General features: G+C 58.8%; 22 protein-coding genes. 10 read left to right on the forward strand and 12 right to left on the reverse strand.

Annotated features, from left to right (window positions below):
• Positions 1–148: 148 nt before the first annotated feature.
• Both H7A77_RS19780 and xis read left to right on the forward strand, forming a co-directional pair.
• Positions 149–811, forward strand: coding sequence for an MT-A70 family methyltransferase (locus H7A77_RS19780; protein WP_182074546.1), 663 nt, complete (start codon positions 149–151; stop codon positions 809–811).
• Positions 812–985: 174 nt separating this feature from the next.
• Positions 986–1,240 (forward strand): excisionase Xis, encoded by a 255-nt coding sequence (gene xis / locus H7A77_RS19785; RefSeq protein ID WP_230200484.1) that lies wholly within the window; start codon positions 986–988, stop codon positions 1,238–1,240.
• Here xis and H7A77_RS19790 read toward each other — a convergent pair.
• A complete protein-coding gene (locus H7A77_RS19790; RefSeq protein WP_103687124.1) occupies positions 1,218–2,447 on the reverse strand; it encodes a site-specific integrase in 1,230 nt (409 codons plus the stop codon). The genes xis and H7A77_RS19790 overlap by 23 nt on opposite strands.
• A gap of 765 nt (positions 2,448–3,212) precedes the next feature.
• Here H7A77_RS19790 and H7A77_RS19795 point away from each other — a divergent pair.
• Positions 3,213–4,049, forward strand: coding sequence for a hypothetical protein (locus H7A77_RS19795; protein ID WP_033644123.1), 837 nt, complete (start codon positions 3,213–3,215; stop codon positions 4,047–4,049).
• Here the strand turns inward: H7A77_RS19795 and rseC are convergent.
• Genes rseC through rpoE form a run of 4 tightly spaced genes read right to left on the reverse strand, consistent with a single transcriptional unit; the run spans position 4,046 to position 6,737 of the window.
• Positions 4,046–4,522, reverse strand: a complete 477-nt coding sequence (gene rseC, locus H7A77_RS19800) for a SoxR-reducing system protein RseC (protein ID WP_072627116.1) — start codon at positions 4,520–4,522, stop codon at positions 4,046–4,048. The two genes, H7A77_RS19795 and rseC, sit on opposite strands and share 4 nt — an antisense overlap.
• Positions 4,522–5,478: a sigma-E factor regulatory protein RseB gene (gene rseB / locus H7A77_RS19805; protein WP_025303948.1), complete on the reverse strand. Its 957-nt coding sequence runs from the start codon at positions 5,476–5,478 to the stop codon at positions 4,522–4,524. Before rseB ends, rseC begins: the two co-directional genes overlap by 1 nt.
• Positions 5,478–6,131, reverse strand: coding sequence for an anti-sigma-E factor RseA (rseA, locus tag H7A77_RS19810; RefSeq protein ID WP_182074547.1), 654 nt, complete (start codon positions 6,129–6,131; stop codon positions 5,478–5,480). The genes rseB and rseA overlap by 1 nt, the downstream gene beginning before the upstream one ends.
• A 30-nt stretch (positions 6,132–6,161) precedes the next feature.
• Entirely contained in the window at positions 6,162–6,737 is a 576-nt protein-coding gene (gene rpoE, locus H7A77_RS19815; RefSeq protein WP_004929136.1) for an RNA polymerase sigma factor RpoE, read from the reverse strand.
• A gap of 214 nt (positions 6,738–6,951) precedes the next feature.
• Between rpoE and nadB the strand changes: the two genes are divergently transcribed.
• A complete protein-coding gene (nadB, locus tag H7A77_RS19820; protein WP_182074548.1) occupies positions 6,952–8,553 on the forward strand; it encodes an L-aspartate oxidase in 1,602 nt (533 codons plus the stop codon).
• 38 nt (positions 8,554–8,591) lie between these two features.
• Here the strand turns inward: nadB and H7A77_RS19825 are convergent, their stop codons facing one another.
• Complete coding sequence (locus H7A77_RS19825) at positions 8,592–9,371, reverse strand: tRNA1(Val) (adenine(37)-N6)-methyltransferase (protein ID WP_033651588.1); 780 nt, start codon at positions 9,369–9,371, stop codon at positions 8,592–8,594.
• A 99-nt stretch (positions 9,372–9,470) separates the two neighbouring features.
• Between H7A77_RS19825 and srmB the strand changes: the two genes are divergently transcribed.
• Positions 9,471–10,793 (forward strand): ATP-dependent RNA helicase SrmB, encoded by a 1,323-nt coding sequence (gene srmB / locus H7A77_RS19830; protein ID WP_047025578.1) that lies wholly within the window; start codon positions 9,471–9,473, stop codon positions 10,791–10,793.
• Positions 10,794–10,845: 52 nt separating this feature from the next.
• Here srmB and H7A77_RS19835 read toward each other — a convergent pair whose 3' ends face one another.
• The 3 genes from H7A77_RS19835 to grcA all read right to left on the reverse strand — a co-directional run bounded on the left by H7A77_RS19835 (position 10,846) and on the right by grcA (position 13,120).
• Complete coding sequence (locus H7A77_RS19835) at positions 10,846–11,601, reverse strand: ankyrin repeat domain-containing protein (RefSeq protein ID WP_060442525.1); 756 nt, start codon at positions 11,599–11,601, stop codon at positions 10,846–10,848.
• Positions 11,594–12,553, reverse strand: a complete 960-nt coding sequence (locus tag H7A77_RS19840; RefSeq protein WP_060442526.1) for a DUF2974 domain-containing protein — start codon at positions 12,551–12,553, stop codon at positions 11,594–11,596. The genes H7A77_RS19835 and H7A77_RS19840 overlap by 8 nt, the downstream gene beginning before the upstream one ends.
• 183 nt (positions 12,554–12,736) lie before the next feature.
• Positions 12,737–13,120, reverse strand: a complete 384-nt coding sequence (grcA, locus tag H7A77_RS19845) for an autonomous glycyl radical cofactor GrcA (protein WP_004929114.1) — start codon at positions 13,118–13,120, stop codon at positions 12,737–12,739.
• A 347-nt stretch (positions 13,121–13,467) separates the two neighbouring features.
• Here grcA and ung point away from each other — a divergent pair, with 347 nt between their 5' ends.
• Positions 13,468–14,151 carry a uracil-DNA glycosylase gene (gene ung, locus H7A77_RS19850; protein ID WP_004929112.1) on the forward strand — a complete coding sequence of 228 codons (684 nt, stop codon included), beginning with the start codon at positions 13,468–13,470 and terminating at the stop codon, positions 14,149–14,151.
• Between the two features lie 56 nt (positions 14,152–14,207).
• Here the strand turns inward: ung and grpE are convergent, their stop codons facing one another.
• Entirely contained in the window at positions 14,208–14,792 is a 585-nt protein-coding gene (grpE, locus tag H7A77_RS19855) for a nucleotide exchange factor GrpE (RefSeq protein WP_025159545.1), read from the reverse strand.
• A gap of 125 nt (positions 14,793–14,917) precedes the next feature.
• Between grpE and nadK the strand changes: the two genes are divergently transcribed.
• The 3 genes from nadK (at position 14,918) to bamE (ending at position 18,123) form a co-directional block, all read left to right on the forward strand.
• Complete coding sequence (gene nadK, locus H7A77_RS19860) at positions 14,918–15,796, forward strand: NAD(+) kinase (protein ID WP_004929107.1); 879 nt, start codon at positions 14,918–14,920, stop codon at positions 15,794–15,796.
• Positions 15,797–15,882: 86 nt separating this feature from the next.
• Positions 15,883–17,544, forward strand: coding sequence for a DNA repair protein RecN (gene recN, locus H7A77_RS19865; protein WP_033644129.1), 1,662 nt, complete (start codon positions 15,883–15,885; stop codon positions 17,542–17,544).
• 240 nt (positions 17,545–17,784) lie between these two features.
• Positions 17,785–18,123 (forward strand): outer membrane protein assembly factor BamE, encoded by a 339-nt coding sequence (bamE, locus tag H7A77_RS19870; protein WP_004929101.1) that lies wholly within the window; start codon positions 17,785–17,787, stop codon positions 18,121–18,123.
• A 118-nt stretch (positions 18,124–18,241) separates the two neighbouring features.
• Here the strand turns inward: bamE and H7A77_RS19875 are convergent, their stop codons facing one another.
• Positions 18,242–18,526, reverse strand: a complete 285-nt coding sequence (locus H7A77_RS19875; protein WP_004929098.1) for an RnfH family protein — start codon at positions 18,524–18,526, stop codon at positions 18,242–18,244.
• Positions 18,519–18,953, reverse strand: coding sequence for a type II toxin-antitoxin system RatA family toxin (locus H7A77_RS19880; protein ID WP_004929096.1), 435 nt, complete (start codon positions 18,951–18,953; stop codon positions 18,519–18,521). Before H7A77_RS19880 ends, H7A77_RS19875 begins: the two co-directional genes overlap by 8 nt.
• Before the next feature lie 161 nt (positions 18,954–19,114).
• Between H7A77_RS19880 and smpB the strand changes: the two genes are divergently transcribed.
• Positions 19,115–19,597, forward strand: a complete 483-nt coding sequence (smpB, locus tag H7A77_RS19885) for an SsrA-binding protein SmpB (protein WP_016929804.1) — start codon at positions 19,115–19,117, stop codon at positions 19,595–19,597.
• Positions 19,598–19,639 lie beyond the last annotated feature (42 nt).

A 19,639-nucleotide genomic window follows, 5' to 3' on the forward strand; every position in this document is an offset into this window, starting at 1 on the left:
CCGAGGCAGAACGACGCGCCCATTTCGCAGATGCTGCAGAGAAGTGGCGCCAGGCGCTTGAAGCTGCGCGGGCGGTAGATGTTGCTTGGATCCACATCCGCATAGGTTTTTGCGTCAACGCGGCCGCGCGCTGCTGGGGTAACGCTCAATGACATATCAACTCATTTATGCAGATCCGCCGTGGAGTTACGGCAACACGATCAGCAATGGCGCCGCCGGCAATCACTACAGCACAATGAGCATGGCAGATCTGAAGCGTCTGCCGGTATGGGCTATTGCTGCGCCAGATAGCGTGCTCGCAATGTGGTACACCGGCAACCACAGCCAGGAGGCGATCGAGCTGGCAGAGGCTTGGGGATTCAGCGTCAGAACGATGAAGGCTTTCACCTGGGTGAAGCTAAACCAGCAGGCCGAACTGCGCTTCAACAAGGCGTTGCTGCAGCAAACCATCTTCGACTTCACCGACCTGCTCGACATGCTCAACTCCGAAACCCGAATGAATGGCGGCAACTACACTCGCGCCAACTCAGAAGACGTGTTGATCGCCGTTCGCGGCCAGGGCATCGAGCGCGCCAGCGCATCAGTAAAGCAGGTTGTGTTCAGCTGTCTCGGCGAGCACAGCGCGAAACCCTGGGAAGTCCGCCGGCGCCTTGAGCTGCTATACGGCGACGTGTCACGAATCGAACTATTCAGCCGTGGCGATGCGCCTGGCTGGGATCATTGGGGGAATCAATGCCCAGTAAACAGCCTGACGCTGATGCCGGCAGCGTTCAGAAAAACCTTCTCCGCAGTACAGCCAGAGAGCTTTTAAGAGATTTCGACTCCCCTTCCAACAATTTAACCCTCCGTCAGTTACTCGATAAGCACGCAGTCAAGATAGCACCGTACTGGCCGAAGTCTCCGCCGGTGTGGCTGCGCCTTTGCTGTGAGGTTCATCGGGTACGGGAGGGGAAGTAGTGAGGTAACCATGAACGATCATAGCTGGATGACAACTTCAACAATTTGCAGTGAATTGGAGGTGTCATCGCGAACCCTTGAGCGCTACAGGAAAAGAACTCCGGAAAACAACCCGTTCCCGGAGCCTGATATCACAGCAGCCGGCGCACCTAATAAGTGGTATCGCCACAAGGTTGCTGCCTGGCAAGAGGCCGAAACGAAAATAAAGCGCACCAAGCCATTTGCATCACTTCACAACCCGCGAAGCGATAGAGGCCGATTTACCCAGCGGAACGAGGCTTGAACTCAACCACGTCTGGCTCAGTAATACTCATCAGTCTTGCCCACCATTTAGAATACGCCACCCTCATTTCACTCAGATAGGTGTGTTTGTCATACACCGCCCACACTCCCGGTAGCATATGGCCGAGCATTATCTCGGCAATGTGCGGATCCGTGAGGTCGGAGAAATTTGTTCGTGCGGTGCGTCGCAGATCGTGCACGGTGAAATGAGGGACGTTCACATCATACGCCTTAATCATAAACAGCCGCAGATTTGCAGGTAAGCTTAGATGGTTTCCCGATCCCATTGGCGCATCTTTTTTGCTTGAAAAAAGGTAATCACCTTCAGCAAGAGAGATGACTCTTTTCAAGATTGGAACGATCTCCGCGATTATCGGACGAAGTATCGCGCGTTGTGTTTTGGCCCCTGTTTTATGGTTCTCAGGTGGAACCGTCCACACCCCTTCCTCGAAATCGAAATGCTGCTTTTTCGCCAAGCGAAGCTCAGATATCCGGCAACCATAGAACAAGCACAGCTTGAGCATGATCTTGTTTCGCTCGCTCATCCGGCACTCATCGCAGCCCTTCCAAAACAATGCAATTTCATCTCTCGAAAGCGTTCTCTTCCCCATTCCTTTTTTCAAACCGAAGTCGCGCCCAGTAAGCTCTGAAAGCGGGTTTGATGTTAGCAGCTGTCGCTTTACAGCCCAGGAATAGCATTGCTTGCCATTACTGATGATCCGTCTGGTAACCTCTGAATATGCCTTTGCGAGCTTATCCAGCAGCGTCAGCCAGTTGTGAACCGTGATTTCTGCTGCCGGGTATTTCCCCAGGCGTGGAAAAACGTGGATCTCAAACGAACGCAGCACCTGGGCTTCGTTACCCTTCTGAATGCAAACCATGCCATGCCATTCTCTGAACAACTCCTCGAACGTGTATCGCGTGGAGATCTTGCCGCGCTCCAAGTCGCGTTTAACTTTTGGGTTATCTCCGCCCACCAGCACAGAAGCCCATTTTTCAACCTCTTCGCGCGCAGCCTTAAGACTCAGTGCGGGATAGCTGCCCAGAGTCATCTTGTCCTGCTTGCCGAGAAACCGGTATCGGTAGAAGAAAGTAACGGCGCCCTTCTTGGAAACCCTCACCCAAAGCCCATCACGATCGGACTTCTCCTCAACTTTTTCCCTTTCTTTGTTCAGGCATGCCTTAAGGTAACTGTCTGAAATAGCCATTGATTCCCCCGCTCTGTGTCCATCGTGGACACGGTACATGATGAGAATCATAGTTTATGGACACGAGGATGGACACAAAAATGATGTCTTATATTGTCGAAGGGTGTCGTAGGTTGTCGTGGTTATCTTTTGCGGAGAGCTTAATTTACGTGGGTTCTTAGTGAAATTTGGCGGGGGTTGTCGGTAGGCGTCGGAGAGTTAGTTATCGATATGGGCAATAATGGAGAAATTTCGTATATGCTTCATTATAAAAGTTTTTCTGCCTTGGTATTTCTGAATTACTCGCCTATAGAAACCCGCATGGACCTAAAGCGACAGTGAATGGGTTAGGCCGTCTTGCACCTGAATCGCTGCATTCTACATGCCACACCACTGAAAACCTAGCGATCGGTGCAGTGAAGGCATTCTATTATGCGCAGCTAAATGTTACAGGGCGCCCCGGCTGATGAAAACAGATGTTAACACGGGCTATACGGCCTGAACCCAAGGCTTGCAGGTGCTCCGTGGCCGTCAAACTCCGGCGCTAATACATAACCGGCCGCAGCGCAATAAACCCCTTCTGAAATTATCGAAAAAGAATATTTGGATCAACCTCTTAGAATTCGATTTTGCCCCACATCCTTTAGGAAAAACCCCATATACGCCACCACCGTCCCTCGGATAGAAAGGGCATGAACTCCGCGACAAAACATTATTCCGGGCACTACATCGGCAGCCCACCGGGGTTCACCAGCATATCTGCGTACGTTGATTGGAAGGTGCATTATGATCGATAAAGGGCAAATGCTGAGCCGGCACGATTTTTCGAAGGTCAACTGGGGCATTCTGGCGGCGGCGGCGCTGCTGTTCAGCGTGGGTGCGGCGCTGTTGGTGCTGCCGCTGCTGAGCAGCATTGATGAGAACGACGTCATCACGCTGTTGCAGGCCGGCGCGGGCACAATTTTACTCGGCTGTACGCTGCTGGCGCTGCGGCATTACCTGCGCCCGGTGTTGACATATCGGCTCTACGAGCACGGCGTGCGGGTCTTTGACGGCCACCATCACAAAGAGCGTTTCATTCCGTTTGAGAAAATCGGCGACATCTATCGCTTTCGCGGCGGCAAGGCTTTTGGCGGGTTGTTTGACGTCACGGCGTTCCGCGCCGGCGCGGATCAGCCCTGGTGCACGGTCTTCAGCAATGTCGCCCATTCGTGGCGACTGGCGGACGTGATCGTCGATCAGCAGCTGCAGCAGCGCGGGCCATTGGCGTTGAACGCGCTCTATCAGGGGGAGACGGTGTCGTTTCACACGGTTGAGGGCGACGCACGCTGGCTGTGGCAGTTGCTGCTCGGCAAACGGCAAGGCACGCCGACCGAAACGCTGCGGCTGAGCGCCACCCTGCTGACCACTGAACGGGGCAACGTGCCTATCGAGCAGATCCGCGCGTTGGAAAATCATCCGCAGCGCGGCATCCGCTTATTCGACGGCCAGGGCAATGTGCTGTTCGCTATCAACGATGATTCGCTGCTCAGCGCCGATCTGTTCATCGCGCTGCTGGAACATATGATCCACAACCGCATCCCCGCCTATCACAACCCGGCGATGACGCGGCCATCGGTTTAAATCAGCGGGGAGTTTTCCGCCTGCATGCGCAGTGCGGTAGGCGGTAAGCCAATCTGCAGCACCACCGGCTGATAGTCGGCCTGCTCGCCCAGACGCCGGGCCAAGCGGCGCGCCAGCATAAAGGCCGCCCCGCCGCCCAGTACGGCGCCGACTGCCGCCGAGGCGTCGCTGCCGAAACAATATTGCAATAACGCGCCACCCAGCATCATGCCCAGCAGCGGCGTCAGGTAAACCAGCATGGCGGAGCGCAGCAGGCTGCCTTCCGCAATGCCGACCTCGACGCGCTGCCCCGGCTCGAGCGGCTGATCGATATGCACCTGCAGCTGATGCTCGGTTTCCGGCACCAGCTCGTTCAACGCACGCGCGCCACAGCCGGAGCGCGCGGTGCAGCTGCCGCAGCCGGCCTTGGGTTCACAGCGCAGCAGCGCTACGCCCTGTTGCCACGAAACCACCGTGGCCCACTCTTTCATCATTACGGCGATACCTTGAAAGAAATGCTGTCGGCGATGCGTTTGGCCGTCGCCGGCGGCAATTCGCCCACAATCGTGATTTCGTTGCCCGCACGCACTTCGGTCTGGATGGTGCGGCGCCCTTGACGGTAGTACTGCTGCCCGGCTCCGCTGCCCGCCGGGCTGACGTTGACCGAGAAGCTGAACAAGCCGTCGCTGTAAAGGCGGGATTCAACCGGCACGGCGACGTTCGGCAATTTGCGGCGGTTGCGCGCCACCTCGTCTACCCCCGCCGGCAGCCAGCCGGTGCTCCAGCTCAGCTGGACGTTTTCCACCGCCGGCAGCGACAGCAGCGGCGGCAGGTTGGCTTTGAGCAGCCCCTGCATCGCGCCCTGCACGTCGGCGCCGACCGCGAAGGAGATCACCCGATATTGCTCCAGCGTTTCGCCGTCGCGATCGAGCAAATCCACCCGCAGCGGCAGCTTGGTGTCCTCGTCCATCCAGACGATGTAGCTGTAGCGGGAACCGTCGCGCGCCACCACGCGCAGCACTTCACACGGCCGATCGGCGATGCGGGTGCTGCCCACGGAGATGAAGTCGTAGTACTTGGCCAGGCGGGTGAAATCGGCATAAACGATCGCCGGCAGCGCATCGACGATGTGATCGCCGGTGAGCGTGAACGGCTCCAGGCCGGGTTCGAAGTAGCTGATCCCGCCGCCGCGCTGCAGCACTTCGCGGCGCGGGCCGTCCATGTGCAACAGCTGGCCGAGCGGCACGTTGCCGATCACCGCATGGCGATAGCGCAACGACTCGATTCCCTGCTTGCTGATGCTGATGTAGGCGAGCTCGTAATTGAGAGAACGGCTGGCGCTGCTCATCTGTTGCAATAACGCCCCGGACGCAGTCGGCTGCGCCGGGGCGATGCTGGAATAGAGCAGGCTGCCCGTCAATAAACAAACGGAGAACCAGATTTGCTTCATTACTGCTGTTGCATTCCTAAAGACTGAGTTCCGGGAACCTGAATGGCAGCCTGTTGCGGATTGCTTTGCTCAAGCTGCAGCTGATCCGAATGCAGGCGACGTTGCAGTTCATAGTCCTGCAGCATGGCGTTGATACGCTTACGCTGTTCCTGCACCTGCTGCTGTTGGCCGCTGCCGGTGGAGAAACTGTCGGCAGGAACGCCCAGGCTGACCGGTGAGGCCTGGCCCATGATCGGCAGCGTGGTGAAGGCCGGCGATTCGGACGCGTTCGATGACGCAGAAGGCTGGTTGTAGTGCTGCACGCCGACGATGACCGCCAGCGACACGCAGGCCGCCATGCCGATTTGCGTAATCTGGCTCGCCCAAGGACGCACTTTGTCCCAGAACGGCATTTTCTGCCAGGTATGAGGCTGCAGCTGAGATTCCTGAACGGCGGAAGGCACCAGCCGGGCAGGTTCTTTCTCAAGTGCAGCGGCGACGCGATCGGCGATATCGAAATGCATCACTTGTCCGATATCACCCCGCAGTGTGTCACGTATCAGGTGATAGCTCTGCCAGTTTTGCTGAAGCGTTCGATCTTGCGACAGAGAACTCAACAGCTCGCTGTCGAACGATTCACCATCCATCAGAGCGGAAAGCTTTTCTTTCTGCATGCCTAAGTACCCTTCCTGTGCCCGCCATTGCTAACGCTGGATCAGCGGTTGAACTTTATTATCGATAGCTTCCCGGGCGCGGAAAATACGCGAACGTACGGTTCCGACCGGGCAATCCATGATGGCGGCTATCTCTTCGTAGCTTAGACCATCCAACTCCCGCAGGGTAATCGCCATGCGAAGATCCTCAGGGAGAGACTCAATGGTACGGAAAACTATCTGTCTCAGCTCTTCTGACAACATTAAGTTCTCAGGGTTCGAAATTTCTTTCAGTGCGCCCGCACTTTCGTAATTTTCCGCATCGTTGGCGTCCACATCACTGGATGGCGGACGGCGCCCCTGAGCAACCAGATAATTCTTTGCCGTGTTCACGGCGATTCGATACAACCAGGTATAAAAAGCGCTGTCGCCACGGAACGATTCCAGTGCGCGATAGGCCTTGATAAACGACTCCTGCACCACATCAGGCACATCGCCCTGCGGCACATAGCGGGAAACGAGACTCGCCACCTTATGCTGATAGCGCACTACCAGTAGGTTAAACGATTTCTGGTCGCCCTTTTGGACCCGCTCAACCAGAACTTGATCCGTTAACTGCTCGCTCATCCGAGGTAAACTCTCCCCAAATCCGTCTCCACGCGTAAAATTGTACTGCCAGCCATACATTATTTTCCTGAGCAAGCACTCGCTTGGAGTTCATATAGAACACGAAGTTCCATATCGCCATTGTTTTTTCTGTTGATGTCACCCTATCCGTGGCTTTTGCCCGGACAGTTAGGCTAACATGAAATTCACTCTTCTTCTGCACACATCATACGTTATGCAACCATCATCTGAACATGTTAGCGATGTACTGATCGTCGGCAGCGGCGCTGCGGGCCTGTCACTGGCGCTGCGCCTGGCGCAGCATTGCAAGGTTACCGTTCTCAGCAAGGGGCCGCTCAGCGAGGGGGCCACCTTTTACGCCCAAGGCGGGATCGCCGCGGTGTTCGATGAGACGGACAGCATTGCCTCACACGTTGATGACACTTTGATTGCCGGCGCTGGCCTGTGCGACAAAGAGGCCGTCGAATTCATCGCCGGCAACGCGCGCCACTGCGTGCAGTGGCTGATCGATCAGGGTGTGCTGTTCGACACCGAGGTCAACGCGCAGGGCGAGGCGCATTATCACCTCACGCGCGAAGGCGGCCACAGCCATCGCCGCATCCTGCACGCCGCGGACGCTACCGGTAAGGAAGTAGAGACCACGCTGGTGGGGAAAGCAAGCGCTCACCCCAATATTTGCGTGATGGAACGCCGCAACGCGGTTGACCTTATTACCTCGAACAAAATCGGCCTGCCGGGCACCCGCCGAGTCGTGGGCGCTTACGTCTGGAACCGCGAGCTCGAGCGGGTGGAAACCTACCGCGCCAAAACGGTGGTGCTGGCCACCGGCGGCGCGGCCAAGGTATACCAATACACCACCAACCCGGACATCTCCTCCGGCGACGGCATCGCCATGGCCTGGCGCGCCGGCTGCCGGGTCGCCAACCTGGAGTTCAACCAGTTCCACCCGACCTGCCTGTTCCACCCTCAGGCGCGCAACTTCCTGCTGACCGAAGCGCTGCGCGGCGAAGGCGCTTACCTGAAGCGTCCGGACGACAGCCGCTTTATGCCGGATTTCGACCCGCGCGGCGAACTGGCCCCGCGCGATATCGTCGCCCGCGCCATCGACCATGAAATGAAGCGCCTGGGCGCCGACTGCATGTACCTGGACATCAGCCACAAGCCGGCGGAGTTCATCACCCAGCATTTCCCGATGATCCACGAAAAGCTGCTGACGCTGGGCTTCGATCTGACTCGGCAACCGATCCCCATCGTCCCGGCGGCGCACTACACCTGCGGCGGCGTGATGGTCGATCAGCACGGCCGCACCGATCTCGACGGGCTGTACGCCATCGGCGAGGTCAGCTACACCGGCCTGCACGGCGCCAATCGCATGGCGTCGAATTCGCTGCTGGAGTGCCTGGTTTACGGTTGGTCGGCGGCGGAAGACATTCTGCAGCGCCTGCCGTTCATCCAGCAGGCCAAACAGGTGCCACACTGGGATGAAAGCCGGGTGGACGATGCGGACGAACGGGTGGTGATTCAACACAACTGGCACGAGCTGCGGCTGTTCATGTGGGATTACGTCGGCATCGTGCGCACCACCAAGCGCCTTGAGCGCGCCCTGCGCCGCATCAACACGCTGCAGGCGGAAATCGACGAGTACTACGCTCACTTCCGCATCTCCAACAACCTGCTGGAACTGCGCAATCTGGTGCAGGTGGCCGAGCTTATCGTGCGCAGCGCCATGGCGCGCAAAGAGAGCCGCGGCCTGCACTACACGCTGGACTACCCGGATTTGCTGCCGGAAGCGCTGCCGACCATTTTGCAGCCTTAAACTCTGCGACAGGGCGCCTTATCGGCGCCCTTTTCTTTTCAGTAGAACAGGTAGAAGTCGGTGATCAACCGGCGGAAATCGTCGGTATAGCTGCCGTCGGCCTGTTTGATCGCCAGCGCCTGCTCCCGCAGCGGCGTTTCCCACCGCGTCAACGCCAGCAACACCCGGTGCAGCGGCGTATCGGCCCGATCGCTGACGTTCACTTTCGCCGCCGTGTGCCAACCGCTTTGCTGCGCCAGGCGTTCGAATTCGGCGCCGATGTCGTGCGGCAGCACCACGCAGAACGTACCCTGTTCCGCCAGCAGCTGTACTGCACAGGCTAACAGCGCCTCGTGCGTCAGGGTTTCGGTGTAGCGCGCGTTGTGGCGCGCCTGGTCGCGGCAGGCCACCGCCGGCTCAAAATAAGGCGGATTGCTGACGATCAGATCATACTCAGCGGCATGCTGCTGCGCATAATGGTGAATATCCTGCGCATGCACGCGGATGCGCTGCGGCCACGGCGATTCCGCCGCGTTTTCGCGCGCCTGGCCGGCGGCGGCTTCATCCAGCTCCACCGCATCGATGGTCACTTCGTCGCCGCTGCGCTGCGCCAGCATCAGCGCGATCAGCCCGCTGCCGCTGCCGATGTCCAGCACCCGGCGTGCCTGCCCCAGCGGCGCCCAGGCGCCGAGCAGCACCCCGTCGGTGCCCACTTTCATGGCGCAACGATCGTGGGCGACAAAGAATTGTTTAAAGGTAAAACCCCCGCGGCGCGGGGTAAAATCGGCTTTCGATCGCTTGCTCACACTCACCACCTGGCTATAAAACTGGCGTAGCATAAGGCAATCTGATCGGCGGGAAAAGAGCGGCTTTCCGCTTAAATAGGTGAAGATCGCGGCCAACCCGTCTATAATCGGCGCCCCAAGTAGAGGTAGACCATGACAGCAACCACTTTTTCCGAACTCGAACTCGATGATCGCCTGATCGACGCGCTGCGCGACAAAGGCTACGATCGCCCCACCGCCATTCAGGCCGCTGCGATCCCGCCGGCGATGGACGGGCGCGACGTCTTAGGTTCGGCTCCGACCGGCACCGGCAAAACCGCCGCCTTCCTGCTGCCCGTGTTGCAGCACCTGCTGGACTTTCCACGCAAGAAATCCGGCCCGCCGCGCGTGCTGATCCTGACGCCAACGCGTGAACTGGCGATGCAGGTCGCCGACCAGGCGCGTGAATTGGCTGCTCATACCTCGCTGGATATCGCCACCATCACCGGCGGCGTCGCTTACATGAACCACGCGGAAGTGTTCAGCGAAAACCAGGACGTGGTGGTCGCCACCACCGGCCGCTTGCTGCAATACATTAAAGAAGAGAACTTCGACTGCCGCGCGGTGGAAACCCTGATCCTCGACGAAGCCGACCGCATGCTCGACATGGGCTTCGCGCAGGACATCGAAACCATCTCCGCCGAAACCCGCTGGCGCAACCAGACGCTGCTGTTCTCCGCCACGCTGGAAGGCGAAGCGATCCGCGAATTCGCCGAGCGCATCCTGAAAGAGCCGGTGGAAGTGGAAGCCGATCCGTCGCGCCGCGAACGCAAAAAGATCCTGCAATGGTACTATCGCGCCGATGACGTGCAGCACAAAACCGCGCTGCTGATCCACCTGCTGAAGCAGCCGGACGTGCAGAAATCGGTGATCTTCGTGCGCAAGCGCGAGCGCGTGCATGAGCTGGCCACCTGGCTGCGCGAAGCGGGCATCAACACCTGCTATCTCGAAGGCGAAATGGTGCAGGCCAAACGCAACGAAGCGGTCAAACGCATGATGGATGGCCGGGTTAACGTGCTGGTGGCCACCGACGTTGCCGCGCGCGGCCTGGATATCCTCGATATCACCCACGTGTTCAACTTCGACATGCCGCGCACTGCGGATACCTACCTGCACCGCATCGGCCGTACCGGCCGCGCCGGGCGCAAAGGCACCGCCATTTCGCTGGTGGAAGCGCACGACCATCTGCTGCTGGGCAAAGTGGGCCGTTACCTGAACGAGCCGCTGAAAGCGCGCGTGATCGACGAACTGCGGCCGAAAACCAAGGTGCCGAACGAGAAGAGCAACGGTAAACCGTCGAAGAAAGTGCTGGCCAAGCGCGCGGAAGACAAGGCGAAGAACAAAGAAAAGGCCAAGGTGAAAGTGCGCCATCGCGACGCCAAAAACGTCGGCAAACGCCGTCAGGCGAAGGCCAAACCAACCGGCGACGCGCAATAACCGCCGCTGCCTAAGAAAAAACCGCCTGTACAGGCGGTTTTTTTATGGGTGTTTACTGCTGCGCGTAATGCGTGGCCAGGCGGCGCCCCTGCAGCCATTTATCCAGCTCGCGGAACTGCGCCTTCAGCTCGTCATTCTGCAAATGCGCCGGCGTTTGCGAGAAATAAAACTGGAACGCATAACCCTGCTGATTGCGCGCCCGGGCATCGGCACCGGCCTGCAACAGCAACAGCGCCAGGTGCGGCGCGTTGATCTTCGCCGCCAGATGCAGCGGGGTATCCCCCAGCCGATCGCTCAACGTGGTGTCCGCCCCGGCCGCCAACAGCAGCCGCAGCTGCTCCTCACGCCCGGCCAGCACCGCCGCCGCGAGCGGCGTGGCACCGGTAACGGCATTGCGCACGTTCACCTGCGCCCCTTCGGTCAGCAACAACCGCAGATACTGCGCGTCTTGCAACATCGCCGCGGTGTGCAGCGCGCTGTTGCCGTCCAGCCCCGCCGTCGCCGGGTCGGCACCGAGCTCCAGCAACGTCTGCACGCTGGCCGGCTGTTGCGAAAGCACCGCCCACTGCAACAGCGTGACCTGCCGATCGCCCCGTTCGCGCAAGCGCTCCTGTGTGGCCTGCGCACCGATGCCCTGCGCATCGCCGCGCGCCACCGCCTGAGCCAGCGCCTGGTTGCTGCGGCCGTCAAACGGTGAAATCTCCTGCCCCATCTGTTGCTCCTTAGCCATCATCAGTAAACCGGTCACCGCGACCAGCGCCAGTAAGGCTATCGCCAGCGCCCGCCGCAAGCGACGCCCTTCAGGCATTGGCCTTCGCCTCCCACGGCTTTTGTTCCGCCATCGAGCTTATCACCTTGTCGATACCGTGCGCCGTCAGGCTGCGATCCAGATGCTTGCTCGGCCGCCAGTCATCGATGCCGGTCAGGGTATCGTTGTTGGCCAGGGTAATGTTGTGGCCGATGGCGTCCGGGATCAGCGAAGTCGATTCCTGGGTGCTGGTCAGCATGTCATATTGCTCGCTGTAACGGCGAATGCCCCCGGCTTCGGCGTCTTTCTTCGCCGCCGCCGGATCGATCCCCAGGCGATTCAGGGTGTAATCCGACACCCCGGCCGCATTGAAGGTGACCGCGACGGTGCCGGTCGCCAGCGCCGCCGTGGCCGCCAGACCACCGCCGAGCGAATGACCGGCGATCACCAGCGCATCGCCGAAGGCCGCCTTGGCGCTTTTGGCGGCGGCAACCGCCTGATTGTACTGCACATCGTCATAACCCGTCGCCTGCCGCACGTTGCTCAGCCAGTCGCGCCAGTCGTTGGTGCCGGCGAACGCCAACACATACTGCTTGTCGTTGCTGTAAATCCCGGCCTGGAAACCGCTGCCCGCGTCGTGCAGGCTGGCGGGATCGATGCCAAACCCGAGCAACGCGCTGTCGCTCAGACGGTTGAACCCGGCGGCGCCCTGGCCGTTCAGCGAGTAAACGTCCTTGGCCAACAGCGCCAACGCATAATCGCCTTCCTGAGATTGTTGCCCCCGGATCACGCCCGGCGCAACCGCCGTCGGCGCCGCCGCAGAGATATCGCCGACCAGCGTATTCAACAGGTTCTGCGCGTTCAGCGTATTCTGAGAAGGGGTGGCCACCGGCGCCGGATTTGCCGGCGCTGCCGCAGGCTGCGATGCCGTCGCCGTTTCGGCAGCGGCGCGAGGTGTAGGGATCGCGGCCACCGGGGATACTGCAGAGGTAAAACTTAAAGGCATACTCATGCCGACTCCTTGTCGATAGACTTTTTTATTTAGCACCTGAATAGGTGCTGATTTAGCTATCGGCAGGTCGGATGAGTTCTGTATCAGGAATGCTTATCTTTGTGCAGAATGTGATCCGCCTTCAGTTTTCGGCCATCAAGCGCAAAAAGGGAGCCGAAGCTCCCTGATTGACTGCGCCGCCGATTACAGGCTTTCGGTAAAGGTGCGGGCGATAACGTCGCGCTGCTGTTCCGGCGTCAGGGAATTGAAACGCACCGCATAACCGGACACGCGGATGGTCAGCTGCGGGTATTTTTCCGGATGCTTGACCGCGTCTTCCAGAGTTTCGCGACGCAGCACGTTGACGTTCAGGTGCTGGCCGCCTTCCACGCGCACGGTCGGCTGCATTTCCAGCGGCACTTCACGGTATTCGATCTGGCCCAGATCGCTGACCGCGACAACCTGATCTTCCGCGTAGTTGGCCTTGGCGCACACGCAGCGAGCTTCCGCTTTTTCATCGTCCAGCAGCCAGAAAGAATTCACCAGCGCCTGGTCGTTCGCTTTGGTAATTTGAATACCGGTAATCATTATGTTGCCTCCGTACAAGGGCGTAAAAATTCACATCGTGAGAAAACCCAATTCTGGTTTCGGCCATTTGGTAAAACCATTGTTGTCTTGTTGTTCTGTATACCAGCCTGACCGGGCCAGTTCTTTGATTAAAGTCAATTTTTACCGGGTAGGCACAAGGCGTGAAGGGGCAAATTTATGTTTTATATCAATTTTCCCGTCGCGCTAAAAAAACAATTATTTTTGTAAATTTTCAAAAATAATTGCATTACGCGTGACAGTGAGAAATGAAAAGCGGGTTTCGCTGCGCGGGCCGACACGGTAAGCTATAGCCCATGAATTGCTAAAGAAAACAAAGGAGAGCGTTTATGGCCACCTCCCTCACCTGGCATGACGTGATCGGCAAAGAGAAAGAGCAGCCCTATTTTGTTGAAACGCTCGCCTTTGTTGCCGCTGAGCGCCAGGCCGGTAAGACCATTTATCCACCGCAGAAAGACGTGTTCAACGCGTTCCGCTTTACCGAGCTGGCGGACGTCAAAGTCGTCATCCTCGGCCAGGATCCCTACCACGGCCCCAATCAGGCGCACGGCCTCTCTTTCTCGGTGCGCCCCGGCGTGCCGGCGCCGCCGTCGCTGGTGAACATGTATAAAGAGCTGGCGACCGACATTCCCGGTTTCGAACGCCCGGATCACGGCTACCTGCAAAGCTGGGCCGAACAGGGGGTGCTGCTGCTCAACACCGTGCTGACGGTCGAAGGCGGCCGCGCGCACTCGCACGCCAACCTGGGCTGGGAAACCTTTACCGATAAGGTGATCGCCGCCCTGAACGAGAACCGCGAAGGCGTGGTGTTCCTGCTGTGGGGCTCGCACGCGCAGAAGAAAGGCAACTTTATCGACCGCAACCGCCACCATGTGCTGAAAGCGCCGCACCCGTCGCCGCTCTCCGCGCACCGCGGTTTCCTCGGCTGCCGCCACTTCTCGCAGGCCAATCAGCTGCTGGAGCAGCAAGGGCTCACGCCGATCGACTGGATGCCACGCCTGCCGCAGGCGTAGTCCAGAGACAAAAAAGGCACCCTCGGGTGCCTTTCTTTATGCCGTTGCCGGGGCGATTACGCCTTGGCTTTGGAGACCGCGACCATCGCCGGACGCAGCAGGCGGCCGTTCAGCGTATAGCCTTTCTGCATCACCATCATCACGTGGTTCGGCTGGTGATCGGCAGATTCCATCATGCTCATCGCCTGATGCACTTCCGGGTTGAACGGCACGTTGACGTCGCCGACGATTTCGATGCCGTACTTGCGCACCACGTCCAGCAGCGATTTCAGCGTCAGCTCGATGCCTTCGATCATCGCGGCCAGTTCCGGATTGTTTTTATCCGCCAGATCCAGCGCGCGCTCCAGGTTGTCGATCACCGGCAGCAGATCGCCGGAGAATTTCTCCAGGGCGAACTTGTGCGCTTTCTCGACGTCCAGTTCGGCGCGGCGACGGATGTTCTCCGCTTCCGCTTTGGCGCGCAGCAGGCTGTCGCGCTCGTGCTGCTGAGCTTCCGCCAGTTGGGCTTCCAGTTCGGCGATACGCGCATCGCGCAGATCGACGCCTTCCGCCGCTTCCGGCAGCGTATCCTCGTGATGAGCGTGTTGTTCCATTTCTTCCGAGACTTGCTCGTTTGGCGTCTTCTGTTCTTTACTACTCATGAATATCTCCGCGTTTTAGCATTAATCTCGCAACTTGGCTTATTATGGGGATCAAAACCGGGGTTTCAAGTCAACCGGTCACAATGTGGGGCATAAACGGGTCCCGGTGAGGAAAATCACAGCAAATGAATAAAAAATTCGCCTGTATTGGCATTGTTGGCCACCCGCGTCACCCTTCAGCGCTGGCAACCCACGAGATGCTGTTCCACTGGCTGGTCGCCCGCGGCTATTCGGTGATGGTCGAACGCCAAATCGCCCATGATTTGGGGCTGAAAGACGCCGTCACCGGCAGCCTGGCGGATATCGGCCAGCGCGCCGATCTGGCGGTGGTGGTCGGCGGCGACGGCAACATGCTCGGCGCCGCGCGCGTGCTGGCGCGCTACGACATCAAGGTAATCGGAGTCAACCGCGGCAACCTCGGTTTCCTCACCGATCTCGATCCCGACAACGCCCTGCAGCAGCTGGCGGACGTGCTGGAAGGCGAGTACATCGACGAACAGCGTTTCCTGCTGGAAACCATCGTGCATAAAGAGCACCAGCAGTGCCGCATCAGCACCGCCATCAACGAAGTGGTGCTGCACCCCGGCAAAGTGGCGCACATGATCGAATTCGAGGTGTACATCGACGATCGCTTCGCCTTCTCGCAGCGCTCGGACGGCCTGATCATCGCCACGCCGACCGGCTCCACCGCCTACTCGCTCTCCGCCGGCGGGCCGATCCTCACCCCGTCGCTGGAGGCGATCGCGCTGGTGCCGATGTTCCCGCACACCCTTTCCGCCCGGCCGTTGGTGATCAACGGCGACAGCACCATCCGCCTGAAATTCTCGCAGATCGGCAGCGATCTGGAGATCAGCTGCGACAGCCAGATCGCACTGCCGATCCAGGAAGGCGAAGAAGTGCTGATCCGCCGCAGCAACTTCCATCTGAACCTGATTCACCCGAAGGACTACAGCTATTTCAACACGTTAAGCACCAAGTTGGGCTGGTCGAAAAAATTGTTCTAAAATCTGCATCGGCCACTTTACTGTATATAAAACCAGTTTATACTGTATGAAACTACAGTTATGTGTTTATACACAGGAAGGTTCCCATGCTGGCGCAATTAACCATCAGCAACTTTGCTATCGTTCGTGAGTTGGAAATCGATTTTCAACCGGGCATGACGGCGATCACCGGTGAAACCGGCGCCGGCAAATCCATCGCCATCGATGCGCTGGGGCTGTGCCTCGGCAACCGCGCCGACGGCAACGTGGTGCGCCTGGGAGCCGCCCGCGCCGACATCTGCGCCCGCTTCTCGCTGGCGGACACCCCGTCCGCGCGCGCGTGGCTGGAGCAAAACCAGCTGGACGACAGCAACGAATGCCTGCTGCGCCGGGTGATCAACGCCGACGGCCGTTCGCGCGGCTTTATCAACGGCACCGCCGTGCCGCTGTCGCAGCTGCGTGAGCTGGGGCAACGCCTAATCCAAATCCACGGTCAACACGCCCATCAGCTGCTGCTCAAGCCGGAGCACCAAAAAGCGCTGCTCGACGCCTACGCCGACGAACCCGCCCTGCTGGCAGCGATGAGCCAGGCCTACCAACGCTGGCATCAGAGCTGCCGCGAGCTGGCGCACCATCAGCAGCAGTCCATCGAGCGCGAAGCGCGCAAGCAGCTGCTGCAATACCAATTGAAAGAGCTGAACGAATTCGCGCCGCAGGCCGGCGAGTTCGAACAAACCGACGCCGAGTACAAGCGCCTGGCCAACAGCGGCCAGCTGCTGACCCTCAGCCAGCAAACGCTGCAGCTGCTGGCCGACAGCGACGAGAACAACATGCTCAGCCAGCTTTACAGCGCCAAACACCTGCTGCTTGAGCTGGCCGGGCTGGACGATAAGCTCAGCGGTCTGCTGGACATGCTGGAAGAGGCCTCTATCCAGATCAGCGAAGCCAGCGACGAACTGCGCCATTACGCCGATCGCATGGATCTCGATCCCAATCGCCTGCACGAGCTGGAACAGCGCCTGTCGCGTCAAATCAGCCTGGCGCGCAAACACCAGGTCGCGCCGGAAGAGCTGCCGCAGCTGCATCAGCAGTTGCTGGATGAACAGCAGCTGCTGTCGCAGCAGGAAAGCGACCATGAGCACCTGAACGAGGCGGTGACCCTGCATCATCAGCAGGCTCTGGCGCTGGCGGAGCAGCTGCATCAGAAACGCCTGCACTACGCCGCCGAGCTGACCACGCTCATCACCGACAGCATGCAGGCGCTCTCCATGCCGCACGGCAAGTTCAACATCGACGTGCGCTTCGAACCGCAGCACCTGAGCGCCGAAGGGGCCAGCCGCACCGAGTTCTGCGTCTCCACCAACCCGGGCCAGCCGCTGCAGCCGCTGGCGAAGGTCGCCTCCGGCGGTGAGCTGTCGCGCATCGCGCTGGCCATTCAGGTGATCACCGCCCGCAAGATGGAAACCCCGGCGCTGATCTTCGATGAGGTGGACGTGGGCATCAGCGGCCCGACCGCCGCCATCGTCGGCCGCCTGCTGCGCCAGCTCGGCGAATCCACCCAGGTGATGTGCGTCACCCACCTGCCGCAGGTGGCCGGATGCGGGCATCAGCACCTGTTCGTCAGCAAGCAGACCGACGGCACGGTTACCGAAACCCAGATGGCGCCGCTGGATAAACGCGCCCGGCTGCAGGAGCTGGCGCGCCTGCTCGGCGGCAGCGAAGTCACCCGCAATACGTTGGCGAACGCCAAAGAACTGCTGGCGGCATAAAAAAGCTCAACTTTTTCACTTTCCTGCGGTCTGACAGTGACGCTGTTGGCCCGAGAAATATCTAAAGTGCGGCGCGGCGGTGATCCAAAGCCATCTCAACAGCCTGAAAAAGGCCAAGCGCTTGAGGTGCTAAAGGAAAGCCAATGCGTCGCAACGTGAAAGATGAAGGGTATAAAGGTTTCCAACTGCCGCAAGGTCTATTATCATCGGCATCCTATGCCCTAAAGGAATGTGATTACTATGCGCTGTAAAACGCTGACTGCCGCCGCTGTAGTTCTTGTGATGCTGACTGCAGGCTGTTCTACTTTTGAAAAGGTGGTTTATCGTCCTGACATCAACCAGGGGAACTACCTGACGTCGACCGACGTGGCGAAAATTCAGAAAGGGATGACCCAACAACAGGTCGCTTACACATTGGGCACCCCAATGCTGCAAGACCCGTTCGGAACTCAGACGTGGTTCTATGTGTTCCGCCAGCAGCCTGGCCATGAAGATATCACCCAGCAGACGCTGACGCTGACCTTCGACAGCGCAGGCGTGTTGACCGACATCCAGAACAAACCGGCGCTGACCAAGTAATCGGTGCTGACCGCTCTTCCGGCCCATGAGGGGGCATGGTGTTCCTCATGACAGTCGCAGGCTGCAACGCGGAAGAGAAAATCAGTTTCAGATAAAAAAATAAGGCGCTATAAGCGCCTTATTTTTTTGCCTTTTCTGCCCGTTGCCGGCGCAGCTCTTTCGGATCGGCGATCAGCGGCCGGTAAATCTCCACCCGGTCGCCATCGTTCAGCGTATCGCCCAGCTTGGCCGGGCGGCTGTAGATGCCGATTTTATTGCTTTTAAGATCGATATCCTGGCGCAGCTCCAGCAGGCCTGAAGCCTGAATCGCCTGCTCGACGCTGCTGCCCTCGGCCAGCTTCACCTTGCGCAGGTACTGCCGCTCCGGCAAGGCGTACACCACCTCGACCTGGATGTCAGACACTGTAGACCTCTTTCGCCCGCTGGGTGAATGCCTGCACCATGCTGCCCGCCAGCTCTTTGAACACCTTGCCGAACGCCAGCTCAATCAGTTTGTTGGTGAACTCGAAGTCCAGGTGCAGCTCCACCTTGCAGGCCTCTTCGCTCAGCGGCGTGAACTGCCAGCCGCCCATCAGCTTGCGGAACGGACCATCGACCAGTTGCATATTGATGCTCTGATTATCCAGCAGCGTATTGCGGGTGGTGAAGGTCTTGCTGATACCGGCCTTGGCGACGTCCACCGCGGCGGTCATCTCGTTGGAGGTAGCGTTAAGCACCCGGCTGCCGGTGCAGCCTGGCAGAAAATCGGGATAAGAATGAACATCGTTAACCAACTGATACATCTGCTCGGCGCTGAACGGCACTAATGCAGACCGACTGATCTGGGGCATATCATTTCCTGTAAGACATAAAACGTACAGATAATACCATTTATCTGGCGGCAAACAAAAAATCTGCTAAGGGATGAGGGCACCAAAAATGCGAAAAATTGCGCAGGTGCTGAACGGGAAAGGATTTCTTTCGCTGAAGCATCCAGTATAATGAACGCACTATGACAAAGAAAAAAGCACACAAACCCGGTTCCGCCACCATTGCCCAAAACAAGCGCGCGCGTTTCGAATACTTCATTGAAGAAGAGTTCGAGGCGGGCCTGTCGCTGCAAGGGTGGGAAGTTAAATCGCTGCGTGCAGGCAAAGCCAACCTCAGCGACAGCTACGTGACGTTCCGTGACGGTGAAGCCTACCTGTTTGGCGCCACCATCACCCCGCTCAACGTGGCTTCGTCGCATGTGGTGTGCGATCCGACGCGTACCCGTAAACTGCTGCTGAACCGACGCGAGCTGGACACCCTGCTCGGCCGCGTCAACCGCGACGGTTACACCGTGGTGGCCTTGTCCCTGTATTGGAAAAATGCCTGGAGCAAGATTAAGATCGGCGTAGCCAAAGGCAAGAAAGAGCACGACAAACGCGATGACATCAAAGATCGCGAATGGCAGACGGCGAAAGCCCGTATCATGAAGCACGCCAATCGTTAAGCCGCTGGCTTATCGAGGTAAACTTCTGGTATACTGCACAAA

Origin of the sequence: Serratia sp. ME47 (genome assembly GCF_903970925.1) — a bacterium.
Lineage (GTDB): Bacteria > Pseudomonadota > Gammaproteobacteria > Enterobacterales > Enterobacteriaceae > Serratia > Serratia ureilytica.

Coding starts and splice junctions, on each gene's coding strand:
- grcA (WP_004929114.1), bottom strand. CDS start 13,120: ATGATTACCGGTATTCAAATTACCAAAGCGAACGACCAGGCGCTGGTG.
- H7A77_RS19795 (WP_033644123.1), top strand. CDS start 3,213: ATGATCGATAAAGGGCAAATGCTGAGCCGGCACGATTTTTCGAAGGTC.
- xis (WP_230200484.1), top strand. CDS start 986: ATGACAACTTCAACAATTTGCAGTGAATTGGAGGTGTCATCGCGAACC.
- H7A77_RS19825 (WP_033651588.1), bottom strand. CDS start 9,371: ATGCTACGCCAGTTTTATAGCCAGGTGGTGAGTGTGAGCAAGCGATCG.
- smpB (WP_016929804.1), top strand. CDS start 19,115: ATGACAAAGAAAAAAGCACACAAACCCGGTTCCGCCACCATTGCCCAA.
- H7A77_RS19835 (WP_060442525.1), bottom strand. CDS start 11,601: ATGCCTGAAGGGCGTCGCTTGCGGCGGGCGCTGGCGATAGCCTTACTG.
- srmB (WP_047025578.1), top strand. CDS start 9,471: ATGACAGCAACCACTTTTTCCGAACTCGAACTCGATGATCGCCTGATC.
- grpE (WP_025159545.1), bottom strand. CDS start 14,792: ATGAGTAGTAAAGAACAGAAGACGCCAAACGAGCAAGTCTCGGAAGAA.
- rseA (WP_182074547.1), bottom strand. CDS start 6,131: ATGCAGAAAGAAAAGCTTTCCGCTCTGATGGATGGTGAATCGTTCGAC.
- rpoE (WP_004929136.1), bottom strand. CDS start 6,737: ATGAGCGAGCAGTTAACGGATCAAGTTCTGGTTGAGCGGGTCCAAAAG.
- ung (WP_004929112.1), top strand. CDS start 13,468: ATGGCCACCTCCCTCACCTGGCATGACGTGATCGGCAAAGAGAAAGAG.
- nadB (WP_182074548.1), top strand. CDS start 6,952: ATGCAACCATCATCTGAACATGTTAGCGATGTACTGATCGTCGGCAGC.
- H7A77_RS19880 (WP_004929096.1), bottom strand. CDS start 18,953: ATGCCCCAGATCAGTCGGTCTGCATTAGTGCCGTTCAGCGCCGAGCAG.
- nadK (WP_004929107.1), top strand. CDS start 14,918: ATGAATAAAAAATTCGCCTGTATTGGCATTGTTGGCCACCCGCGTCAC.
- bamE (WP_004929101.1), top strand. CDS start 17,785: ATGCGCTGTAAAACGCTGACTGCCGCCGCTGTAGTTCTTGTGATGCTG.
- recN (WP_033644129.1), top strand. CDS start 15,883: ATGCTGGCGCAATTAACCATCAGCAACTTTGCTATCGTTCGTGAGTTG.
- H7A77_RS19790 (WP_103687124.1), bottom strand. CDS start 2,447: ATGGCTATTTCAGACAGTTACCTTAAGGCATGCCTGAACAAAGAAAGG.
- rseB (WP_025303948.1), bottom strand. CDS start 5,478: ATGAAGCAAATCTGGTTCTCCGTTTGTTTATTGACGGGCAGCCTGCTC.
- H7A77_RS19780 (WP_182074546.1), top strand. CDS start 149: ATGACATATCAACTCATTTATGCAGATCCGCCGTGGAGTTACGGCAAC.
- rseC (WP_072627116.1), bottom strand. CDS start 4,522: ATGATGAAAGAGTGGGCCACGGTGGTTTCGTGGCAACAGGGCGTAGCG.
- H7A77_RS19840 (WP_060442526.1), bottom strand. CDS start 12,553: ATGAGTATGCCTTTAAGTTTTACCTCTGCAGTATCCCCGGTGGCCGCG.